We start from the raw sequence: 18,905 nt of genomic DNA, 5'->3' as shown, positions 1-18,905 counted from the left end.
CCGACCGCTCCCCCACAGGTCAGCCACCCCCGGACCGCTGCGGTCTGCGGTCATGCGTGCGCACTGAGTGACGAGAAGTAGTGGTGCGAACGGGCGTTCCGGTTCCGCATGGGCAAGACTCGCGTCCGTTATCCGACGCAACGACGCGAGGAGTGTTCGACATGCGATCCATCACCAGGACCCTGGGACTGTCGTCCGCCGCCATGGGGCTCACCGCCCTCACCGCCCTGGCCGGCTCGGGCGCCGCCGGAGCCGCGCCCGCCGGCGGCGAAAGCCTGTACGCGCCGTCCGCGCTCGTCCTGAGCGTCACCGACGGCGCGGACGCGGCGAGCGGTACGGTGCTGCGCGCGGTCACGCTGGTCTGCGCGCCCCGGCCCGGCGGAACCCACCCGGACCCCGCGGCCGCGTGCGCCGAGTTACGGGTACACGCCCCCGACCTGGACGCGCTCGCCGAGCCGCGCCCCGACGCGGCGTGTACCCGGGAGTGGAGCCCGGTGACGGTCACCGCGGAGGGCGTGTGGCAGGGCCGCCGGATGAGCTACACCTACACCTACGCGAACCCGTGCGCGCTGTGGCACAGCACCGGCACGGCCTTCGCCATCTGAGATCAGCCCAGCTCCAGGCTCGTGACCCCGTAGATGCCGGTCAGATCGAGGTCCGGCTCCTGGCCGGTGTACATCCGGGCGGTCTCGAACACCGGGGTCAGTCCCAGTCCGCCCAGCAGGGCGGCGGCTCGCGGATGGGCGTCCGGCACGTCCACGGCGACCTTCCCGTCGGGGGTCCGTTCCGCGAGCCGGAGCAGGAGGGCGGCGGCCACGTCCGGGTCGGCGGCGTAGAGCGGGCCAATGCGGGCGGCGCCGCTCGCCGGCCGGACGGCTCCGAGCCCCTCGATCCGGCCGTCCCGGACCGCGGCGAGGGCGGTACGGCCGGGCAGGCCGATCCAGGCGGCGAGGAAGGCGTCGCGGGGTGCGGGGAAGAACCTCCGGTCGTAGGCGGCGAGTTGCCCGAAGGGCACGGTGGCCGCGTCCACGATCCGCACCCCGGACGCCGACTCCTCCGGGAGTTCGCCGGCCGGCCGCGGAACCCCCTCGTGGCGGACGTTGTTCCAGGCCGAACGGAAGCCGGACGTCCGGTAGTTGTGCTGCTGCTCGACCACCCCGTCCAGCCCGACGAGCCGTCCGTCGAGCCGCTCCATGCCGGCCTTCCACAGCCGGATCCCGTACCCCTGGCCGCGGAGGTCGGGACGGGTGATGTAGAAGCCGATGAAGCCGAATCCGGCCCCGTAGCGGACGGCCGAGATGCAGGCCACGGGCTCCCCGCGGAGCCGCCCCACGAGGAATCCGCCCGGATCGGCGACGGCGAACGCGAACCGGTCGGAGTCCCCGGGGTTCCAGCCCTCCGCGTCGGCCCAGTCCCGGAGCAGCGCCATGTCGGCCGCGCTCGCACCGTTGATCTCGAATCCAGTGAGTCCGGTCATGTCCGCTGTTGTACCAGATCCGCCCCTTGGTCCGGGTGGGCTCAACCACCCGTCAGGAGGCGGACGAACGCCGCGCGATCGGCGTCCCGGTGCAGATCGCTCACCTGCCCGTCGCCCACCTCCACGACCCGCCATACCCCGTCCGCCCGCAGCGCGAGGTCCGTGGTGACGAAGGCGCAGCCGAGCTCCGCGACGGCGGCCCGGACCGGTCCGAGGTCCGGAGCGGCGGCCTCGGCGTACGGGCTGTCGGGATGGGCGGTGACCAGCCGGGGTTCGCCGTCGCGCCACCAGACCCGCACCTCGGTGGCCACGCCCTCGGCCGCCGTGAACCGTTCGAAGGCGCGCAGCACCACCCCGCCGGCCAGATCCTCGCCCTGGAGCTCCACGAACCGGTTCACGACGCGGTGGACGGCGGCCCGGTCCGCGAGATCGGGGAGGTGGCAGGCCTCGGCCCACTCGTGCTTGCGGGATTTGACGTAGTCCTTGACGATGCCCGCGCGGGACGGCAGGGCCGCGGCGGCGTCCGCGAGCCGGGCCGGCTCCGGGGTCTTCCCCGGGGGCGTCGCCAGCCAGCGGCTGGGCGGGGTCAGCCCCGCGAACGCCTCGTACCAGCCGGGGAGTTCGTGGGCCCGCCGGTACGCTTCCGGGCCGACCCGCAGGGCGCTGCCGCGCTCGCGCAGGGCCGCGTCGAGTGCGGCGTACCGGCCCGCCGGAACCATCCAGCCCCGGTACCACAGCGGCCCCGCCCCGGCGGGCACCCCGGCCACCGCCCGGCCGGCCTCCCCGGCGAGCAGCGCGTCGTGGTCGATGAGCCCGACGCCGCCCCCGGCGGAGCGCACCGCGCGGGCCTCCTCGGCGAAGTGGGCGTCGGGGCGGCGCCCGTTCAGCGGATCGCAGCAGTACAGAACGGTGGTCGGCATGCCGCCACCCTACGGATGCCCGCGCGGAGCCGGGCCCCGGATGCACCGGCCGGCCACCGGAATGATGTGATCGCATGAGGAACCGGAAGGCCGGAGCACCGGAATCGGAGCCGGCCGGGGAACGGGAGGACGTTCGTGCTCGGGATGGGTGAGCTGGTCGCCGGCTGGCGGGAGGCAGGCGTCTGCGAGGGCATGGCGCTGATGGTGCACGCCTCGCTGTCCGCGCTCGGACGCGTGGACGGCGGCGCCGCGACGGTGGTGGCGAGCCTGCGCGAAGCCGTGGGGCCGGCCGGGACGGTGGCCGTCCCGGCGTTCACCTGGGAGGTGGCCGATCCCGACCCGGAGCACGTGGGCGCGGCGGACGCCGCGGTCGCGGCACGCCGGGCCGCGGTACCGCTATTCCACCCGGGGCTGCCGGTCACGCGTGCGCTCGGCGCCGTACCGGAGGCCCTTCGGTCCCTGCCCGACAGCCTGCGCAGCGGACACCCCCAGGCTTCGGTGGCAGCGGTCGGCGCCCGTGCGGCAGAGGTCACGGCGGGGCAGTCGCTGGGCTTCGCGCTGGGTCGCACCTCGCCGTTCGGCCGGCTGCACGACCTGGGCGCGCACATCCTGCTGATCGGGGTCGGTCACAACCGGAACTCGTTCCTGCACTACGTCGAGTCCCTCGTACCCCGCCCCCGGCTGCGGGTGCGGCGCTTCCCGATGGAACTGGCGGGCGAGCGGGTCTGGATCGAAACTCCCGACGTGGGCAACGACAACGACACCCACTTCCCCGTCGTGGGCCCCGACTTCGAACGGCACGCGGGCATCCGTCCGTCCCGGGTGGGCGGCGCGGTGTGCCGGCTCCTGCCCGTCCCGGCCCTGGTCGACTTCGCCGTTCCCCGCCTTCAGGAACTGCTGGACACGGACGCCGCGCGGTAGCCGAAACCCCGTGGAGAGTCCCGCCCGGGGTGCCTAGAGTCGCCCCATGGGAAAGCCGCTCGTCGCAGTGTTCAGTGGGGCCGGGATGTCCACCGATTCGGGGATTCCCGACTACCGGGGGCCGCAGGGGTTGTGGCGGCGGGAGCCCGGCGCCGAGAAGCTCGTGACCTACGCGTCCTACATGGCCGATCCGGAGATCCGGCGCCGGTCCTGGCTGATGCGCGCCGAGATCGGCGCTCTGGGGGCGCGGCCGAACGCCGCGCACCGTGCCGTCGCCGAGCTGGAGCGTGCCGGGATCCCGCTGCGGGTGATCACGCAGAACGTGGACGGGCTGCACCAGCTCGCCGGGACCTCCGCGCGCAAGGTGTTCGAACTGCACGGCACGGCGCGGGCCGTCGTCTGCACGGTCTGTCATGCGCGCACCGGTATGGACGAGGCGCTGGCCCGGGTCGCCGCCGGGGAGCCGGATCCGGCGTGCCTCGCGTGCGGCGGGATCCTGAAGGCGGCGACCGTGATGTTCGGGGAACGGCTGGATCCCGAGGTGCTGGCCCGGGCCGTCGCGGTCGCCAAGGGGTGTCAGGTCTTCGTGGCCGTGGGCTCGACGCTCCAGGTGCAGCCCGCGGCCTCGCTGGCCGGGATGGCCGCGGAGGCCGGGGCCCGCCTGATCATCGTCAACGCGGAGGAGACCCCGTACGACCCCCTGGCCGACGAGGTGATCCGCGAGCCCATCGGGACGGCCCTGCCCGCCCTGCTGGCGCGGATCGCCTCCGGCGGCGCGCCCTTCTGACCCGACCGGGGCGGGCACGCCGCGGCCGGCACGCCGGGGCACGCCTTCCGGGGCCCGCCTTCCGGGGCCCGCCTTCCGGGGCCCGCCTTCCGGGGCCCGCGCGCCGGGCCCCGGCCGCCCGTGCCGGACCGTGTCAGCCCGCGTCGGCCGCCCGCCGCATCTCCGCCACGTCGAGCTTCTTCATCTTCATCATCGCCGCCGTCGCCCGGCCGGCCCGCCCCGGGTCGGGGTCGGAGATCAGCTCGATCGCCCCGGCCGGGATGACCTGCCAGGACAGCCCGAACTTGTCCTTGACCCAGCCGCAGGCGGATTCCGCCCCGCCGTCGGCGGTCAGCGCCTCGTAGTAGTAGTCCGCCTCGGCGTCGTCGGCGCAGTTGATCTGGAAGGAGACGGCCTCGGTGAAGGGGAACTGCGGACCGCCGTTGAGCCCGACGAACTTCTGGCCGTTGATCTCGAACTCGACGACCATGACCTCGCCCGTGACGCCGCCGCCGTTCTCGGGGAAGAGGCCCACGCGGCCGATCTTGCCGTCCTTGAAGACCGACACGTAGTAGTCGGCGGCGGCCTCCGCCGCGCCGTCGAACCACAGACACGTGGTGAAGGGGTTGCTCGCCATGACTGCCTCCGGAGTGTGCGGGGGCGGGAAGATCCCGTCCCGCACATACAGACCGGCCCCGGCCCCGAAACTCATCGGTGGGGCCGGGACCGGTTCGCATTCCGCCTGCAATGCACTCGTGCGGGCTACATCTCGAGCATGCGGTCGACGATCCGCCGGGCCGCCTGGCCGTCGTCCAGGTCGCAGAACTCCTCGCGGAACGCGGCACGCGCCTGCGCGTACTCCGCGCCCAGCGCGTCCGCGTTCCGCACGGCCTCGATCAGGCTCGCCGAATCCCGCAGCAGCAGGCCCGGGGCCTTCTTCTCCAGGTCGAAGGTGAACCCTCGCAGCGTGTCCCGGTAGTGCTCCAGGTCGTGGGCGAAGAGCAGGACCGGCCGGTCGGTGTGCACGAAGTCGAAGATCGCGGAGGAGTAGTCCGAGATCAGCACGTCGGCGACGAGCAGCAGGTCGGTGGCGTCGGGCCAGCGCGACACGTCGACGACGAATCCGTCGCGGACGCCTTCGCGCACCTGCTCGGTGACCTTGTGGTGGCCGCGGATCAGCAGGACGTGGTCCTCGCCGAGCTCGCGGCGGGCCGCGTCCAGGTCGATCTTGAGGTCGAGCTTGTAGCCGGAGGCGACCGTCCAGCCCAGGCGGTTCTCCCGCCACGTGGGCATGTAGAGCACGACCTTCTTGCCCTCCGGCAGGCCGAGCCGCCGCCTGACGTCCGCGATCCGCTCCGCGTCGGGCCGGACCAGCGCGTCCGTGCGCGGGCTGCCCGATTCGATGACCTCGCCGCCGTAGCCGAGCGCCCGCTTGAGGACCGGGGTGGCGTACGAGCCGGGAGAGGCGAGCAGCGACCACTGCGCGCTGTCGTGCTCCAGCGCGTCCAGCACTTCGGGGCTGGTGTAGTAGTCGTGCATGAAGTCGTGGCCGATCTGCTTCAGCGGCGTACCGTGCCACGTCTGCACGACGGTCTGACCGGGACGGCGCCGGAAGGCGCGCGGCACGCTGTCGTTGACCACGTAGTACCGGGCCCGCGCGAGCACGTCCCAGGATTCGAGGCTGTCGTACTGGACCGCACGGGCGGTCTCCGGGACCTCGGCCCGGCCGTCGCGCACCAGCCAGACGTGTTCCAGCTTCTCGTCGCGCCGCAGCAGCTCCTCGTGGATGGCGCGCGGCGAGTCTCCGGCGCCGTGCCCCTGGAAGGCGTCGTAGACCACGATGTCCTTGACCGGGAGCGCGCTCTGGGCCGGGTACGTCACGTCGCGCGCGATCCGCTGCGCGTAGCGCGAGCGGTCGTGCGGGCTGATCATCGGGTCGGCGACCAGGGCGACGCGGTCGAAGAGGCGGGCTTCGACGCGTATCCGGCGGCCCCGGGCCGTGACGGCGTGGGGTCCCTCGTGCAGGGCGGTCGGGGCGAACTGCAGCGGGGCGCCGCGGTCGACGCCGAGCAGGCCTGCGGTGGCTCCGCCCCGGGAGACCGGGCGCAGCGTGGGCCACCAGCGGCCCTGCGGCAGCGGGGTGCGGCCGGCCCGGCTCTCGGGGAGCACCGGCTCGAAGGCGGCTTCGAAGGTGTCGCCGTCGCGGGTGACGGGGTAGCTGAACTCCAGGCCGGTCGGGTCGTGCAGGACCAGCTCGTAGGGCTCGTCCAGGGGCGCGAGGAACCGGCCCCGGAGCGTGAGGGCCCCGTCCTTGGCCTCGACGGTGTCGACCAGCGGCGGGGAGACCTGGACCGAGAGGGTCAGGTGCCCGGTGGTGCCGCGCTTGGCGAAGAGGGTCCGGCCGGGCTCTTCCCCGGGCAGGGCGAGGACGAGTCCGGCGAAGCCGGCCCGCTCGTCGTGCGCGAGGCGGTGCTCGGCGCCGCCGGCGCCGGTGACGGACAGCCGCCACGGCTCCGGGGTCCACTCGCCGGGCGCGGCCGGGGCGTCCGGGACGGCGGCCAGATCGGCCAGCGGGACGCGCACGGTGAAGGGGATCCGGCCGCCGGCGGCGGCGGGGGCGGTCTCCAGCGGGAAGGTGAGCGCGGTTCCGGTGGAGACGTGCACGGCGCGCAGGGCGGCTCCTGCGCCGACTTCGGCGGCGAGCTCGCCGGTCACCTCGACGGCGTCGTCACCGGCCGGGCGGACGTCCAGGGCGCGGGCGCGGACGATCTCCACCTGGACGCTGAAGGTCCCGGTGGTGCTCGGGACGATCCGTACGTCCGGGGCGACCCAGTGCGCGGGCGGGTTCTGTCCGCTGTCGTGCTCGCCGCCCTTGAGGCGGGCGCGGTGCAGTCCGCCGGCGCCGGTGACGGCGACGGAGGTGCTCCACACGCCTTCGTTCCACTTCCCGCCCGTCTGGAAGGCGGTGGGGTCGATGACGGCGGTGAAGCCGGCCCAGTCGGCGTGGCGCAGGGCGAGGTGCGGGGAGTTCACGGTGGCCATCGGGGAGGCGACCGTGCGGGTGGTGACGACGGTCCGGCGGCGCTTGCCGTTCTCGCGGAAGATCAGCATCTTGCGCGAGCCGAGGCGGCTCTCGGCGCCCAGGTGTCCGGGCAGGGCGTAGCCGCGCAGCAGCAGCTTGCCGTCGGCCCAGTGGGCCTGCTCCACCCGGCTGACGACGCGGCGTTCGCGCGGGCCGAGGGTGAGGACCTTGGCGGGGACCGGTGCCTTGAGGAACGGGTAGTCGGCCTGGGGGCGGGCCAGCCCCTTGACCGGCACGCTGTAGGTGAAGTCCCGCTGGTGCTGGACGAGGGCCACGAACTCCTCGATCCGGCCCTCCCCGGCGAGGTAGGCCTTGAGGCGGTCGGCGACCGTCAGGTCGGGCCACAGCCCGGGGCCGATCTCCCGGACGAGGCCGCCGGCCTCCTTGGCGAAGGCGGCACGGAAATCGTCGCCGGCCTCGGGGACGTACTTGTAGATGAGCGGGAGTTCCTCGCTCAGCACGTTGCGGTCGTAGTCGCGCAGGTAGCGGGTGTAGGCGGCACCCTGCTTGCCCTTGAGGGCCTCGCGGACCAGGCGGACGGAGGTCACGCGGTCGATGACCGAGACCGGGTCGGTGGAGCGCTGGGTGATGGAGCGCTCGCCGGTTTCGCGGACGCGCCAGTGGTAGACGCACTCGCCGATGACGTCGACGCTCTTGGCGAAGTAGTGCGCGGGGATGGAGACGGGGGCGTCCTCGTAGAGGATGCCTTCCGGGTACTGGAAGGCGTGCTCGTCCCAGAAGCTCCGCCGGTAGACCTTGTTCCACGCCGTGCGGTCGGTGACCAGCGCCGGGAACTTGGAGATGTGGGTCTTCAGCCGGGTGGCAGCGAAGGCGACGCGGTGGCCCCAGGACTGCTGCATGCCGACGGAGCGGAAGCGCTTCACGTTGCCGGCGGCGAAGTCGGAGCCGGTCTCGTCGAGGGCGTCGATCATGCGCTGGTACGCGTACGCCGGCATGGTGTCGTCGCTGTCGACGAAGGCCAGGTACTCGGTGCCCGGGCTGGCGTGGCGGGCGCCCACGTTGCGGGCCGCGCCGAGTCCCGCGTTCTTCTGGAGGACCAGGCGGAACCGGTCGTCGCGGTCGACGAACGCCTGGGCGAGTGCCGCGCTGCCGTCGGTGGATCCGTCGTCGACGAGCACGACTTCGAAGTCGTCGAATGTCTGCGCTGCGATGGACTCCAGGCACTCGTCGAGATAAAGCTCGACGTTGTAGACGGGGACGACGATACTCAGGCGCGGGGGCATGGGCGGCGAGTTCTCCAGCTTACTAACAATATTGATGATCAGCCGATTACAGCATCTTACTCTGTAACGAGATGATAAATTCCGGTCGTCTCGGACATAAGTGAGAAGCTGCCGGGGCGGGCGGCCATGAGTTCAGCCGCCCGCCACCCAGCCGTCATCAGATCAGACTTCCAGCTCTGCCTCGATCTTCTTCAGCTGATGCCGGGCCATCGCGAGGTTGGCCCGCGACTTGTCGAGCGCCAGGTAGAGGAAGAGTCCCGCCGAGCCCCGGCCCTTCAGCAGCCGGATCAGGTGGTACTGGCTTCCCAGGGTGATGAGGATGTCCTCGATCTCCTCCTTCAGTCCGAGCATCTCCATCGTGCGGAGCTTGGCCCGCACCACGTCGGTGTTGCCCGCGGCGGCGACCGTGAGGTCGAGGTCCTTTCCGCCGCCGATGGTGCCGAGCGCCATGCCGCTGCTGCAGTCGACCAGGGCGACGCCGAGCACGCCGTCGATGCTGGTGGTGGCCTGCTTGAGCGATGTCTCCACGTTGGCCATGGGGGTTCCTCTTTCTCTTCGGTGTCCTGTGCGTTTCGTTCGGTCGGTACGTACGTACGTGGTCGAGGGGGGATCCGAGGGGGGTCAGGAGCCCTGGTCGGTGCCGGGCACCGCGCCCGGGGCCGGGCCGCGGCGGCCGAGGCTGTGGTCGATCAGCTCCGCTATGCGCAGGCTGGACCTGCGGGCCTCCAGGTGGAGCCGGCCGACGTTGACGCGCGGCTCCGCGATCAGGGTCAGTACGGCGGCGTCGCCGGCCGCGTAGGTGGCCACGTAGCCGTCCTCCCCGCGGACGAGCAGCTCGCGGAAGGCGCCCTGGCCGGTGCAGTCGCTGAGCCGCTGGGCCACTCCGAGGGCCGCGGCGGTCAGGGCCGCGACGGATTCCGCCTCGGTGGCGGCGCTGTCGTGGGCCAGGACCAGGCCGTCGACGCTCGCGGCGAGGGCCCCGCCCAGCTGCGGGACGCGGGCCCGCAGCCGTCGGAGCTCGGCGAGTATCTCGGCCTCGGCTTCGGCGGGCACCGTACTCATGTCAGACCTTCTCCTTTCGGGCTGCCGCCGCTCGGAACGGTCGCCGCGCTGGGCGGCTCGCAGCGGGAGCCTCACAGGCTTGCCTCCAGTGCGTCGCGTAACCGGCGCAGCAATGCCACGTCCGGGGACTGTGCCTGCGTCATCCAGTCGGGCAGCGGCGCCTCCACCGCGGCGGGTGCCGGCGCGTGCGGGGTCTCGACCAGCCCGGCCGCCGCGAGGCGTCGTACGTCGAGCAGGGTGTGGAAGGCCGGCCGGCCCAGTGCCCAGGCGAGGTCCGCCGGTGTGCGGACCCCGTCGGCGCGGTCGAGCAGGATCCGCTGGCGGGCGGTGACGGTCTGTCCGGGGGCGGCGGCCCGGGGCACGACCGGGGAGGTGTCCAGCAGCGGGTAGGGCCAGACCGCGTCGAGCAGTTCGCGGCGGCGGCAGCTCTCCCGCTCGACGGCGGCGGCCGGTACGGAGCGGACGGAGCCGATCCAGTGGGTGGCCCCGCGGCGGAAGCGGGAGGGGCCGCTGCCCGGGGAGAGTGCGAAGAAGGCGGCGTCGAAGATGGCGGCGAGGTGGCATATCTCCAGTTCGCCGCCCGCGAGCCCGCCGCTGTCGACGAGGAAGCGGGCGACCTGGCGGCGGGCGCCGGCCTCGTTCACGGCTTCGGTCCAGCGCTCGGGGGTGAGCCCCCCGCCCGTGGTGAGCAGGACGTCGAGTCCGGGGGTGGCCGGGCTCTCCGCGTGCACCACGCGGCCGTCCTCCAGGAAGAGGGTGCCGCGCTCCCGGAACAGGGCGCCGGTGGCCCGTTCGGCGGCGAGCCGGGTGAGCAGCGGGGAGACGGCGGCCATGGCGACGGCGGTCACTTCAGCACCAGCTCCTCGGCCAGGGCTCTGAGTCTGTGCCGGGCGAGGGCGAGGTTTCCGTCGGTCCGGTCGAGCCACAGGTGCAGGAACACACTGCTGTCGAAGCTGGTCTCGACGAAGCGGAGCACGTGGTAGCCGGTCCGGGTGGTGACGATCAGGTCCTCGACGGGCGGTCCGGCGCCGTCCTGCGCCTCCTCGGTTCCGTCCGGGGCGAAGGACTCGTACTCGGCGGCGGCCCGGGCCAGTTCGGCGGTCTCCGCCGCAGTGGTCTCGTGGTCCCCCACCGGTGATTCCCCGGCGGTGCCGAGGGCCAGTCCGCTGCTCCAGTCGACCAGCGCGGCCCCCCTGGCACCAGGCAGGGCCATGGCTTCGAGCAGGCATTCGTCGATCCCGGGCACGCGGGCTCCCCTCCCGGCCGGACCGGGCGTGGTGCACGGTCGTACGGCGCGACAGAAGGGAACTTACTCAAGTTCCGCAGTACGGAAGGGCGTTCTGGCATTTTCCGCTGGAACATGCGCGATGGCACGTGACAGCTTGGCCGGAACCCCACCTCTTTTGACCGTTGTTGTGGATCACGAAGCGAGCGGCAGATCGTCCGCGAGCCGGAAGGACCCGCCCTCGCGCTGTACGTAGCCCTCGTGGCTCAGGGTGCGCAGCAGGTGGTACACGGTGGGCAGCGGGATTCCGGTGACCCGGGCCAGGCGCTTGGCGGTCGCCCCGCCCTCCGCGTACATCGCCTCCACGAGCCGCAACGCCCGCTGCACGGAACCGATGAGGGTAGGTGCGGTGGGGGTGGCGGCGCCGCCGCCGTGCGCGCCGCTCGCGCCGTCCGCGCCGCCCGCGCTGTCCTTGTGGCTGTGTTCGGTGCCCATGAGTGGTCCCCCTGCTCCGGTACGAGGCCTGGCAAACCCATCAAAGTCGCTCACCGGCCGCAAAACCAGCGGACGCGCGTAAACCTGAGCATAAGATCAACTCATGCCCGCCCCGCGGAGACCGGGCGCTCCGCTCAGATGCGGGCCGCCGTCCAGCCTTCGATGTGCCAGGGCGCACCGACGGTCAGCGCGTGCGGAGCGCCGGAGACGGTGAGGCAGGCCTCGCGCGGGGTGCCCCGTTCGAAGGTGAGCCGCAGGGAGCCGTTGCCGGTGACCTCGGCCGTGTTGATCCGGCACAGGGCCAGTTCGCCGAGGAGCGCCAGCGGATGGCCGGGGAGCATGCTGCCGGGGCTGGCGGAGACCCGGACGTCGCCGTCGGCGGCGATGCCGACCCGGACCGAGCCGAAGAGCGGCTGCTCCAGCCGCCAGGGGGCGTCTATGACGATGCGCGCCTCCGCATCGGTCAACTCGTCGTGGACGGTGAGGAAGGGCGAGGCCCGGCGGCGCTCTCCGATCTCCAGGACGAGGGTGCCTTCCAGGTCCACGGGCAGCGGGGCCTCCCCCATCGTCACGGGGAACGGGTCGCCGTCCACGCGCAGGCACACCGGGTCCAGGCAGTCGGGCACCGGATCCACCACCGGCCCCGGCAGCGGGGGCCGGTCGCTCACCTCTCCCCAGAGGGCGGGGACGGCGCACCGCAGTACCGCGTCCGTGACCTCGTCCGCGACCCGGGCGGCACTGCGTTCGTCGGTGATGCTCCACCAGTGGTCGTGCGGATGGCCGAGGAGGCGGCCGATCCTGGAGTGCCAGCCGACGGGGCCGACGCGGTTGGCACTGAGCCGGGTCCCGAGGGCCGGCCGCAGCCGCCGCAGGGCCTCGTGCTCCGCGTACGGGACGGCGCGCAGATTGATGGTGAACCGGCACTCGGCGGCCCCGGACGAGGCGCTCCGCTGGAAGCCGAGCAGCGCATGGTCGGGTTCGGCGTCGCGGAGCCGGTACTCCAGCCCCGTGCCGGTGAAACCCGCATCGCGCAGCGCCGGGGCGATCCGCTCGCGCAGCGTCTGATGGAACAAGTCGGTCGCGTTCACCCTCGTAGTGTCACAAGCCGCCCCCTCCCCGACCAAAACCGTCCATCCCCGGGCGCCCGCGAGGTCCGTCCGGTGGCCCTCTATCCTGCGCGGACCGCGGATCACGGCTGGTCGGCGGCGGGGAGGGGGATCAGCGGACGTGGAAACCGTGAGACGGGACGCCGGGGCACCGGAGGCGCCGGAGGCGCACGGACCGGAGGTACGGCCGTGCCCGGAGTGCGGGACCGAGGTGAGCGTGCACCCGTGGTACGTGACCTGGTGCGCGGCCTGTGACTGGAACGTGGACCCGGGCGCCCCGGATCCGGACCGGGGGCGCCTCGCGCAGGTCCGGCGCCGTCTGGCCCGGCGGCACGGGGAGCAGCTGGCGGAGGAGATCGGGCGGGTCGGGAGCGGGGACCGCCGGGGCCGGCCGGACGGCTCGACCGTCCTGGCCTTCGGGCTCGCCCTGCTGGTGCACGGGATCACCGCGGGCCTGTTCCTGGCCGCGGCCGTGCTGATCGTCGGCGGGTGGCACACCGGGATCCAGCCGGTGCTCGGCGTCCTGCTCCTGGTGGGCGTGGCGGTGCTGCTGCCCCGGCCCGGCCGGAGCCCGAGCGGTCCCGCGGTGCTGTACCGGGCGGACGCCCCCGGACTCTTCGGGCTGATCGACGAGGTGGGCGCGGCCGTCGGGACCGCGGGGGTGCACGCGGTGGTGGTGGACGCCTCCTTCAACGCCGCGGTCAGCACCTACGGGTACCGCGGCCGTCGCGTGCTGGTCCTGGGCCTCGGCCTGTGGGAGATCCTCACGCCGCAGGAGCGCGTGGCCCTGCTGGGGCACGAGCTCGGGCACTTCGCGAACGGCGACATCCGCTCCTCCTTCCTGATGCACGGGGCCCTGCGGTCCCTCGTCGAATGGCTCTTCGTCCTGCGCTCGGTGAACCACGGGAGCATCGTGGACTGGTTCCTGAACGCCCTGACGTTCCTGCCGCGCTGGACGGTCTACGGACTGATCCACCTGCTCGACGGCCTGACCCTGCGGGCCTCGCAGCGTGCGGAGTACCTGGCCGACACCGGCGCGGCCCGGGCCGGTTCCAGCGCGGCGGCCGTCACGCTGCTCGACCGGATGCTGGTCGGCGAGGGCGTCGAGGCCCACCTGCGCCGCGAGTCGATGGCGGCGGCCCGGGCCGGCCTCGGATCGGGGGGACGCGACGCGCGCGAGGTCCGCGAAGCCGCCGAACGGGAGCTGTGGGAACGGCTGGCCGCGCGGATCGCCCTCGTCCCCGAGCACGAGTACGAGCGGCTGCGCCGGGTATCGGCCCGGCGCGGGCACAGTGTCGACGACACCCATCCGCCGACCCACCTGCGGCGCCGGTGCCTGGCCTCGGCCGGGCCGCAGCCCGCCCGGGTCGTCTGCGACGGCTCCCGGGCGCAGGTGGTCGCGGCCGAGCTGGCTGCGGCCCGCGCCGTGCTGGCCCGCCGGGTGATCCGGGACCACGCCGGCTGAAGGGACGTACGCCCCGCCGGGACGCACTTCCTTCTCGGACGTGCCCCGTTCCTCCGGCCTATTGCGTGCAGGTCACGAAGGCCGGGAGCGGGGTCTCCTCGACGAGGCGGCGGGGAAGGGACAGGGCGAAGCGGTGTTCCAGTACGGCGAGGGTGAGGCGGTCGCGCTCCTCGTCCGGTTCGTCGTCGGGGCGGGCGTAGCAGCCGTCCGGGGTGAGGATCTTGGCCTCGACCAGCTCGGGCAGGAGGAAGTCGGGCCGGTGGCCGCCGCGCCAGTGCTCCTCGCCGAGGCCGAAGCAGCAGACCAGCTCGCCGTCCCGGGCGTACGCGAACTGCTTGGGCGGGTGATCGGGCTGCGGGTCGAGGTGGACGGCCTCGGCCCCGGAGCGGGAGACCTCCGCGAGGCGCTGCGCCCCGGCGGGCACTCCGTGTTCCACGGCGAAGGACCAGCCGCCCCAGCTCCCGACCCGGGCGACGCCGTCCCCGTCCACCGTCTCGGTGACCATGCTCCACGCGTCGATGGCTCCGAGCGGCCCGGGGTGCAGGTCCGGCAGGGCGCCGAGCCGGGCGGCGAGTTCCTCGGGGCCGATGCCCCGGGCGAAGGTGAGGCTGACGTACCAGGCGCTCCAGTCCGCCAGCCACTGGATGCCCCCGTCGCAGCCGCGGGCGCCCTCGTCCGCGCCCTGCGCCGTGATGTCCGCCCATGCCACGGCTGCCTCCCGCGATCTCCACGATCCCCGCGATGCGAGCCGGTCCTGCCGGAACCGGCCCTACCGGCACGATAGTCAGTCGGCGGGTCCCTCCGGGAGGAGACGCTCGACCATGGTGTCGATGAGCCCCTCGATCCCGTCGGCGGACCGGGGCTCCAGCAGTCCGGGCACGGTCAGGTCGTCGACGATCAGCCCGAGCATGGCCAGGTAGATCAGGACCACGCCCTGCCGGTCCCCCGGCAGTCCCGCCTCCAGGTGCCAGTCGAGGTTCGCCTCCAGTTCGGCGCCCTGGAACCCGGCCAGTGCCTCCTGGAGTTCGGGCCGCCGGGTGGCCTCCAGGCGCAGCTCCAGCATCGCGGTGTGGACGCTGCGCTCGCGGCGCATGCGCTCCAGGAGGCGGCGCAGCAGCACCTTGGTGTCGAGCGGCCCCGCGAGGTCGGCCGGATCGGGGGTCAGCCGTTCGCGGGTGCGGTGCAGGATCTGCACGAGGAGCTGGGCACGGTGGGCGAAGTAGTTGGAGGCGGTGCCCGTGGGCACCCCGGCCTCCGCGTCCACTGCGCGCAGGGTCAGCCCCCGGGAGCCTTCGCGGGCGAGGACTTCGATGGCGGCGTCGAGCAGCGCGGCGCGGCGCTCCGGGTTCTGGCGCATGGGTGGGTACCTGACCGTGTGGGCGCGGCCGCCGGTATGACCGCCGCATATGCACTGCACGTGCAGTGCTTCGGACACGCTAGCGGACGCCGCCTCGTCGAGGCCCTCCCCAGCGCCCCGTCGGACGTGCCACCCTGCCCGTCATGGAGCGGATCATCGGGGAGATACGCGAGGACCTGGACCGCCGGATCGCCGTGGCCGCCGAGCGGCTCGCCGACCGGTCGCCGGCCGAGGATCCGGCCTGCGCGGTCTACGTCGCCCTGCTCGGCCGGGCCGCCCTGCGCGAGCGGGTCCACCAGCTGCTCCGCCAGAGCGTCGACGGTCTGGTCCGGGCGTCCCGCGGACTGCCGCCCGAGCTCGGCGAGGCCCGCGCCGACGGCGAGCTCCGCGCCCGGCAGGGGCTGCCGCTCGATTCCCTGCTGCGGGTGCACCGGCTCGCCGGCAGGCTGCTGTGGCAGGTCCTGACGGAGGCCGTCGCCGCCCACGACCGGGCGGCGCTGCCCCGGCTGCTGCCCGGGGCGCCCGCACTGTGGGACGTGGTCGACCGGATGGCGGACGCCGCGGCCGAGTCCTACCGGCGGGCCGAGGCGGTGCGCGGGGACCGCGAGCGGGAGCTGCGGGGTGCCCTGCTCGACGCCCTGTTCGACGGCGTCGGGCCGGCGGGCCGGTCCGCCGAGCCGGCGCGGCGGCTCGGGCTGCCGGAGCGCGGCCGGTTCGCCGTGGTGGTCCTCGATCCCGGGGAGGAAGCCCGGCCGGCGGCCCCGGGCGGCGCCCCGCGCGTGCTGTGGCGGATCCGCGCCGACGGGGAGACCGGCCTGGTGGAGCTCGGCGGGCTGCCACTGGCCTCCGTGACCGATCTGCTCGCGCCCCTGGGCTTACGGGCCGGGGTGAGCCCGGTGGTGGAGACTCCGGGCGAACTGGCCGGGGCCCGCCGGCTGGCCGTACTCGCGCTGCGCGCGGCGCCGGGAGCCGAGGGCCCGCACACCGCGCTGCTGGACGAACGGCTCCCGGCGGCCCTGGTGGCGGCCGAGCCCGAACTGGCGGGCCGGCTGCGTCAGGTGGTGCTGGGTCCGGTCCTGGCACTGGCTCCGGAGGACCGCGGGGTGCTGCTGACCACGCTGGGCACCTGGCTGGCCTGCCGGGGCTCGACCGCGTACGCCGCCCAGCGGCTGTACTGCCACCGCAACACCGTCTCGAACCGGATGCGCCGCCTGGAGCAGCTCACCGGCCGGTCGCTGGCCGATCCCGCCCACGTCGTGGAGCTGGCACTGGCGCACACGGCGGTCACCCAGCGCCCGGCCGGGTCCCCGCCCCCTCCCGCCGCTCCCCCGGGTCCCCCTCCTTCGGCGGCCGCGCCGACTCCAGCAGGAACGGCACGTCGATCACCGCGACCCCGGGCGTGAAGAGCAGACGCGCCTTGAGCCGCAGGGCGTTCTGGTTGTGCAGGGGCTGTTCCCACCAGTGCCCGACCACGTACTCCGGGATGACCACGGAGAGCATGTCCGTGCCCTCGGCGGCCGCCTGCTCCTGTACGTAGGCCAGTACGGGCCCGACCACCTCGCGGTACGGGGAGTGCAGCACCTTGAGCGGGATGCCGGGGTCGTGGTCCGCCCAGTCCGCGCGCAGCCGGCTCGCGTCCTCCTCGTCGGCGGCCACCGAGACGGCCGTCAGGGTGTCGGGGCGCAGGCCCATGGCGAAGCCGAGGGCCTTGAGCGTGGGCGCGTGCACGGAGGCGACGAGGACGACGACGTGGTGGCGGGCGGGCTTGCGGGGTTTGACCCCGGGGGCGACGGCGACTTCCCGGGCCACGGTGTCGTAGTGGCGGCGCACGCCCTTCATGCCGATGAAGAGCAGCGGCATGGCGATGACGACGAGCCAGGCTCCGTGGGTGAACTTGGTGATCAGGACGATGACCAGGACCACGAAGGTCATGGTGGCGCCGACCGCGTTGATGGCGAGCCGGCGGTGGATGTGGATCCGCTCCTCCTTGCGGGTCTCCGGGGAGGCCAGCTCCTGCTGCCAGTGCCGGACCATGCCGGCCTGGGAGAGGGTGAAGGAGACGAACACCCCGATGATGTAGAGCTGGATGAGGCGGGTCAGCTGGGCGTCGAAGGCGATGATCAGGCCGATGGCGGCGAGGGCCAGCAGGACGACGCCGTTGGAGTAGACGAGCCGGTCGCCGCGGTTGAAGAGCTGGCGCGGTACGTACCGGTCCTTGGCGAGGATCGAGGCGAGCATCGGGAAGCCGTTGAAGGCGGTGTTCGCGGCGAGGATCAGGACGCCGGCCGTGACGGCCTGGAGCAGGTAGAACAGGACGTGCCAGTCGCCGAAGGTGGCCCGGCCGATCTGGGCGAGCGCCGTGGACATCGGGGTTCCCGGGGCCAGGCCCAGCTCGGTCGGCTCGGCCGCCACGTGCACCTGGTAGGTCATGGCGAGGTAGGTGATCCCGGCGAACATGGTGACGGCCAGCGCGCCCATCGCGGCGAGGGTGGTCGCCGCGTTCTTGCTCTTCGGCTTCTGGAAGGCGGGGACGCCGTTGCTGATGGCCTCGACGCCCGTGAGCGCGGTACAGCCGGAGGCGAAGGCCCGCAGCGCGAGGAGCACCACGGCGAGGCCGGCGTAGTTGCCCTCGGCGGTGATGGGCAGCGCGGCGGATTCGGCGCGGATCGTGTCTCCGGTGGCGAGCCGGTAGGCGGCCACCGCGAACATCAGGTAGATGACGAGGACGAAGCCGTAGGTGGGTACGGCGAAGACCCGGCCCGATTCCCGCACCCCGCGCAGGTTCATGAGGGTCAGCAGCACCACGAAACCCACCGACAGGGGGACTTCGTGGTCGGAGAGGGAGGGGATCGCCGAGGTGATGGCGGAGACCCCCGAGACCACGGACACGGCGACCGTCATGACGTAGTCGACGAGCAGGGCGCTCGCGGCGGTGAGGGCGGCGGTCTGGCCGAGGTTCTTGGAGCTGACGATGTAGGCGCCGCCGCCGCCCGGGTAGGCGTAGCAGGTCTGCCGGTAGGAGGCGACGACGACCACGAGCAGGAACACGATGGCGGCGGCCGCGTACCAGGCGAGGTGGAGCAGCGCGACCCCGCCGAGGGCGAGGATCAGCAGGATCTCCTCGGTGGCGTAGGCCACGGAGGAGAGCGGGTCGCTGCAGAAGATCGGGAGCGCGAGCCGTTTGGGCAGCAGGGTTTCGCCCAGACGCGCGGTGTCGAGCGGTTCGCCGACCAGCACACGTTTCGCATTGATACGCCTCATTCAGGCATGATCAGCCAAAATCATGTTGATTTGTCCCATATAAACCCTGTGTCATGGGGTGAACCGGCTACATCTTCGCCGCCGCGCTGCGGATCGCCTCCCGGATCCGGAAGTACGTTCCACAGCGGCAGATGTTGGCGATCGCGTCGATGTCCTCGTCCGTGGGCGTGCTCGTCCGCCGCAGCAGGGCGACGGCCGCCATGATCTGGCCGGGCTGGCAGAAGCCGCACTGGGCGACGTCCTGTTCGAGCCAGGCCTCCTGCACCGGGTGCAGGTCCTCGCCGTCGGCCAGTCCCTCGATCGTGGTCACCGCCTTCCCCGCGCACGCCGAGACCGGCACCACGCACGGACGGACGTCCACCCCGTCGAGGTGGCTCGTACAGGCCTTGCAGACGTCCACTCCGCAGCCGTATTTGGGGCCGCGTACGTTCAGCATGTCGCGGAGCACCCACAGCAGGGGCAGATCGTCGGGCGCGTCCACGGTGACGCTCTGCCCGTTGACGGTGAAGGTGTGCGAGGGCACG

General features: G+C 73.2%; 19 protein-coding genes. 5 read left to right on the top strand and 14 right to left on the bottom strand.

Annotated features, from left to right (window positions below; translation table 11 throughout):
* Positions 1–161: 161 nt before the first annotated feature.
* On the top strand, positions 162–605 hold the full coding sequence (locus ACIA8F_RS19055) for a subtilase-type protease inhibitor (RefSeq protein ID WP_399380101.1): 444 nt from the start codon (positions 162–164) through the stop codon (positions 603–605).
* Positions 606–607: 2 nt separating this feature from the next.
* Here ACIA8F_RS19055 and ACIA8F_RS19050 read toward each other — a convergent pair whose 3' ends face one another.
* The gene (locus ACIA8F_RS19050; protein WP_399380099.1) at positions 608–1,477 is read right to left on the bottom strand and encodes a GNAT family N-acetyltransferase; all 870 of its coding nucleotides are present in this window, start codon (positions 1,475–1,477) and stop codon (positions 608–610) included.
* Between the two features lie 41 nt (positions 1,478–1,518).
* A complete protein-coding gene (locus ACIA8F_RS19045; protein WP_399380097.1) occupies positions 1,519–2,397 on the bottom strand; it encodes an ATP-grasp domain-containing protein in 879 nt (292 codons plus the stop codon).
* Between the two features lie 144 nt (positions 2,398–2,541).
* On the opposite strand from ACIA8F_RS19045, the gene ACIA8F_RS19040 reads away from it, so the two are divergent.
* Both ACIA8F_RS19040 and ACIA8F_RS19035 read left to right on the top strand, forming a co-directional pair.
* Positions 2,542–3,318: an aminoglycoside N(3)-acetyltransferase gene (locus ACIA8F_RS19040; RefSeq protein WP_399380372.1), complete on the top strand. Its 777-nt coding sequence runs from the start codon at positions 2,542–2,544 to the stop codon at positions 3,316–3,318.
* A 46-nt stretch (positions 3,319–3,364) separates the two neighbouring features.
* Entirely contained in the window at positions 3,365–4,105 is a 741-nt protein-coding gene (locus ACIA8F_RS19035) for an SIR2 family NAD-dependent protein deacylase (RefSeq protein ID WP_399380096.1), read from the top strand.
* A 133-nt stretch (positions 4,106–4,238) separates the two neighbouring features.
* Here the strand turns inward: ACIA8F_RS19035 and ACIA8F_RS19030 are convergent, their stop codons facing one another.
* The 8 genes from ACIA8F_RS19030 to ACIA8F_RS18995 all read right to left on the bottom strand — a co-directional run bounded on the left by ACIA8F_RS19030 (position 4,239) and on the right by ACIA8F_RS18995 (position 12,280).
* Entirely contained in the window at positions 4,239–4,721 is a 483-nt protein-coding gene (locus ACIA8F_RS19030; RefSeq protein ID WP_399380094.1) for a VOC family protein, read from the bottom strand.
* Positions 4,722–4,846: 125 nt separating this feature from the next.
* The gene (locus tag ACIA8F_RS19025; RefSeq protein ID WP_399380092.1) at positions 4,847–8,410 is read right to left on the bottom strand and encodes a CDP-glycerol glycerophosphotransferase family protein; all 3,564 of its coding nucleotides are present in this window, start codon (positions 8,408–8,410) and stop codon (positions 4,847–4,849) included.
* Positions 8,411–8,572: 162 nt separating this feature from the next.
* The gene (locus tag ACIA8F_RS19020) at positions 8,573–8,947 is read right to left on the bottom strand and encodes a hypothetical protein (RefSeq protein WP_399380090.1); all 375 of its coding nucleotides are present in this window, start codon (positions 8,945–8,947) and stop codon (positions 8,573–8,575) included.
* An 84-nt stretch (positions 8,948–9,031) separates the two neighbouring features.
* Positions 9,032–9,472, bottom strand: coding sequence for a roadblock/LC7 domain-containing protein (locus ACIA8F_RS19015; RefSeq protein WP_399380089.1), 441 nt, complete (start codon positions 9,470–9,472; stop codon positions 9,032–9,034).
* 71 nt (positions 9,473–9,543) lie between these two features.
* Positions 9,544–10,305, bottom strand: a complete 762-nt coding sequence (locus ACIA8F_RS19010) for a transcriptional regulator (protein WP_399380371.1) — start codon at positions 10,303–10,305, stop codon at positions 9,544–9,546.
* A gap of 11 nt (positions 10,306–10,316) precedes the next feature.
* Positions 10,317–10,718 (bottom strand): hypothetical protein, encoded by a 402-nt coding sequence (locus ACIA8F_RS19005; protein ID WP_399380088.1) that lies wholly within the window; start codon positions 10,716–10,718, stop codon positions 10,317–10,319.
* Between the two features lie 174 nt (positions 10,719–10,892).
* Positions 10,893–11,192: a helix-turn-helix domain-containing protein gene (locus ACIA8F_RS19000; RefSeq protein ID WP_399380086.1), complete on the bottom strand. Its 300-nt coding sequence runs from the start codon at positions 11,190–11,192 to the stop codon at positions 10,893–10,895.
* A 134-nt stretch (positions 11,193–11,326) separates the two neighbouring features.
* Positions 11,327–12,280, bottom strand: a complete 954-nt coding sequence (locus ACIA8F_RS18995) for a DUF4304 domain-containing protein (protein WP_399380084.1) — start codon at positions 12,278–12,280, stop codon at positions 11,327–11,329.
* A gap of 229 nt (positions 12,281–12,509) precedes the next feature.
* Between ACIA8F_RS18995 and ACIA8F_RS18990 the strand changes: the two genes are divergently transcribed.
* Positions 12,510–13,763 (top strand): M48 family metallopeptidase, encoded by a 1,254-nt coding sequence (locus ACIA8F_RS18990; RefSeq protein WP_399380082.1) that lies wholly within the window; start codon positions 12,510–12,512, stop codon positions 13,761–13,763.
* Positions 13,764–13,821: 58 nt separating this feature from the next.
* Here ACIA8F_RS18990 and ACIA8F_RS18985 read toward each other — a convergent pair whose 3' ends face one another.
* Complete coding sequence (locus ACIA8F_RS18985) at positions 13,822–14,472, bottom strand: DUF6461 domain-containing protein (RefSeq protein WP_399380080.1); 651 nt, start codon at positions 14,470–14,472, stop codon at positions 13,822–13,824.
* 75 nt (positions 14,473–14,547) lie between these two features.
* Complete coding sequence (locus tag ACIA8F_RS18980; protein WP_399380078.1) at positions 14,548–15,120, bottom strand: TetR/AcrR family transcriptional regulator; 573 nt, start codon at positions 15,118–15,120, stop codon at positions 14,548–14,550.
* Positions 15,121–15,263: 143 nt separating this feature from the next.
* Here ACIA8F_RS18980 and ACIA8F_RS18975 point away from each other — a divergent pair, with 143 nt between their 5' ends.
* Positions 15,264–16,523: a PucR family transcriptional regulator gene (locus ACIA8F_RS18975; RefSeq protein WP_399380076.1), complete on the top strand. Its 1,260-nt coding sequence runs from the start codon at positions 15,264–15,266 to the stop codon at positions 16,521–16,523.
* Here ACIA8F_RS18975 and ACIA8F_RS18970 read toward each other — a convergent pair.
* Positions 16,405–18,381, bottom strand: coding sequence for an APC family permease (locus ACIA8F_RS18970; RefSeq protein ID WP_399380075.1), 1,977 nt, complete (start codon positions 18,379–18,381; stop codon positions 16,405–16,407). The genes ACIA8F_RS18975 and ACIA8F_RS18970 overlap by 119 nt on opposite strands.
* A 67-nt stretch (positions 18,382–18,448) precedes the next feature.
* Complete coding sequence (locus ACIA8F_RS18965) at positions 18,449–18,904, bottom strand: (2Fe-2S)-binding protein (RefSeq protein ID WP_399380073.1); 456 nt, start codon at positions 18,902–18,904, stop codon at positions 18,449–18,451.
* Position 18,905: the final 1 nt, after the last annotated feature.

Source organism: Streptomyces sp. NPDC051563 (assembly GCF_044454225.1).
Taxonomy (GTDB): Bacteria; Actinomycetota; Actinomycetes; order Streptomycetales; family Streptomycetaceae; genus Streptomyces.
The sequence above is the reverse complement of the archived record's forward strand: the minus strand, read 5'-3'. Positions and strand labels throughout refer to the sequence as shown.

What these genes read in the sequence shown, in the direction of transcription:
- ACIA8F_RS19055 (WP_399380101.1), top strand. Translation starts at nt 162, where the DNA reads ATGCGATCCATCACCAGGACCCTGGGACTGTCGTCCGCCGCCATGGGG.
- ACIA8F_RS19050 (WP_399380099.1), bottom strand. Translation starts at nt 1,477, where the DNA reads ATGACCGGACTCACTGGATTCGAGATCAACGGTGCGAGCGCGGCCGAC.
- ACIA8F_RS19045 (WP_399380097.1), bottom strand. Translation starts at nt 2,397, where the DNA reads ATGCCGACCACCGTTCTGTACTGCTGCGATCCGCTGAACGGGCGCCGC.
- ACIA8F_RS19040 (WP_399380372.1), top strand. Translation starts at nt 2,542, where the DNA reads ATGGGTGAGCTGGTCGCCGGCTGGCGGGAGGCAGGCGTCTGCGAGGGC.
- ACIA8F_RS19035 (WP_399380096.1), top strand. Translation starts at nt 3,365, where the DNA reads ATGGGAAAGCCGCTCGTCGCAGTGTTCAGTGGGGCCGGGATGTCCACC.
- ACIA8F_RS19030 (WP_399380094.1), bottom strand. Translation starts at nt 4,721, where the DNA reads ATGGCGAGCAACCCCTTCACCACGTGTCTGTGGTTCGACGGCGCGGCG.
- ACIA8F_RS19025 (WP_399380092.1), bottom strand. Translation starts at nt 8,410, where the DNA reads ATGCCCCCGCGCCTGAGTATCGTCGTCCCCGTCTACAACGTCGAGCTT.
- ACIA8F_RS19020 (WP_399380090.1), bottom strand. Translation starts at nt 8,947, where the DNA reads ATGGCCAACGTGGAGACATCGCTCAAGCAGGCCACCACCAGCATCGAC.
- ACIA8F_RS19015 (WP_399380089.1), bottom strand. Translation starts at nt 9,472, where the DNA reads ATGAGTACGGTGCCCGCCGAAGCCGAGGCCGAGATACTCGCCGAGCTC.
- ACIA8F_RS19010 (WP_399380371.1), bottom strand. Translation starts at nt 10,305, where the DNA reads ATGGCCGCCGTCTCCCCGCTGCTCACCCGGCTCGCCGCCGAACGGGCC.
- ACIA8F_RS19000 (WP_399380086.1), bottom strand. Translation starts at nt 11,192, where the DNA reads ATGGGCACCGAACACAGCCACAAGGACAGCGCGGGCGGCGCGGACGGC.
- ACIA8F_RS18980 (WP_399380078.1), bottom strand. Translation starts at nt 15,120, where the DNA reads ATGCGCCAGAACCCGGAGCGCCGCGCCGCGCTGCTCGACGCCGCCATC.
- ACIA8F_RS18975 (WP_399380076.1), top strand. Translation starts at nt 15,264, where the DNA reads ATGGAGCGGATCATCGGGGAGATACGCGAGGACCTGGACCGCCGGATC.
- ACIA8F_RS18970 (WP_399380075.1), bottom strand. Translation starts at nt 18,381, where the DNA reads ATGAGGCGTATCAATGCGAAACGTGTGCTGGTCGGCGAACCGCTCGAC.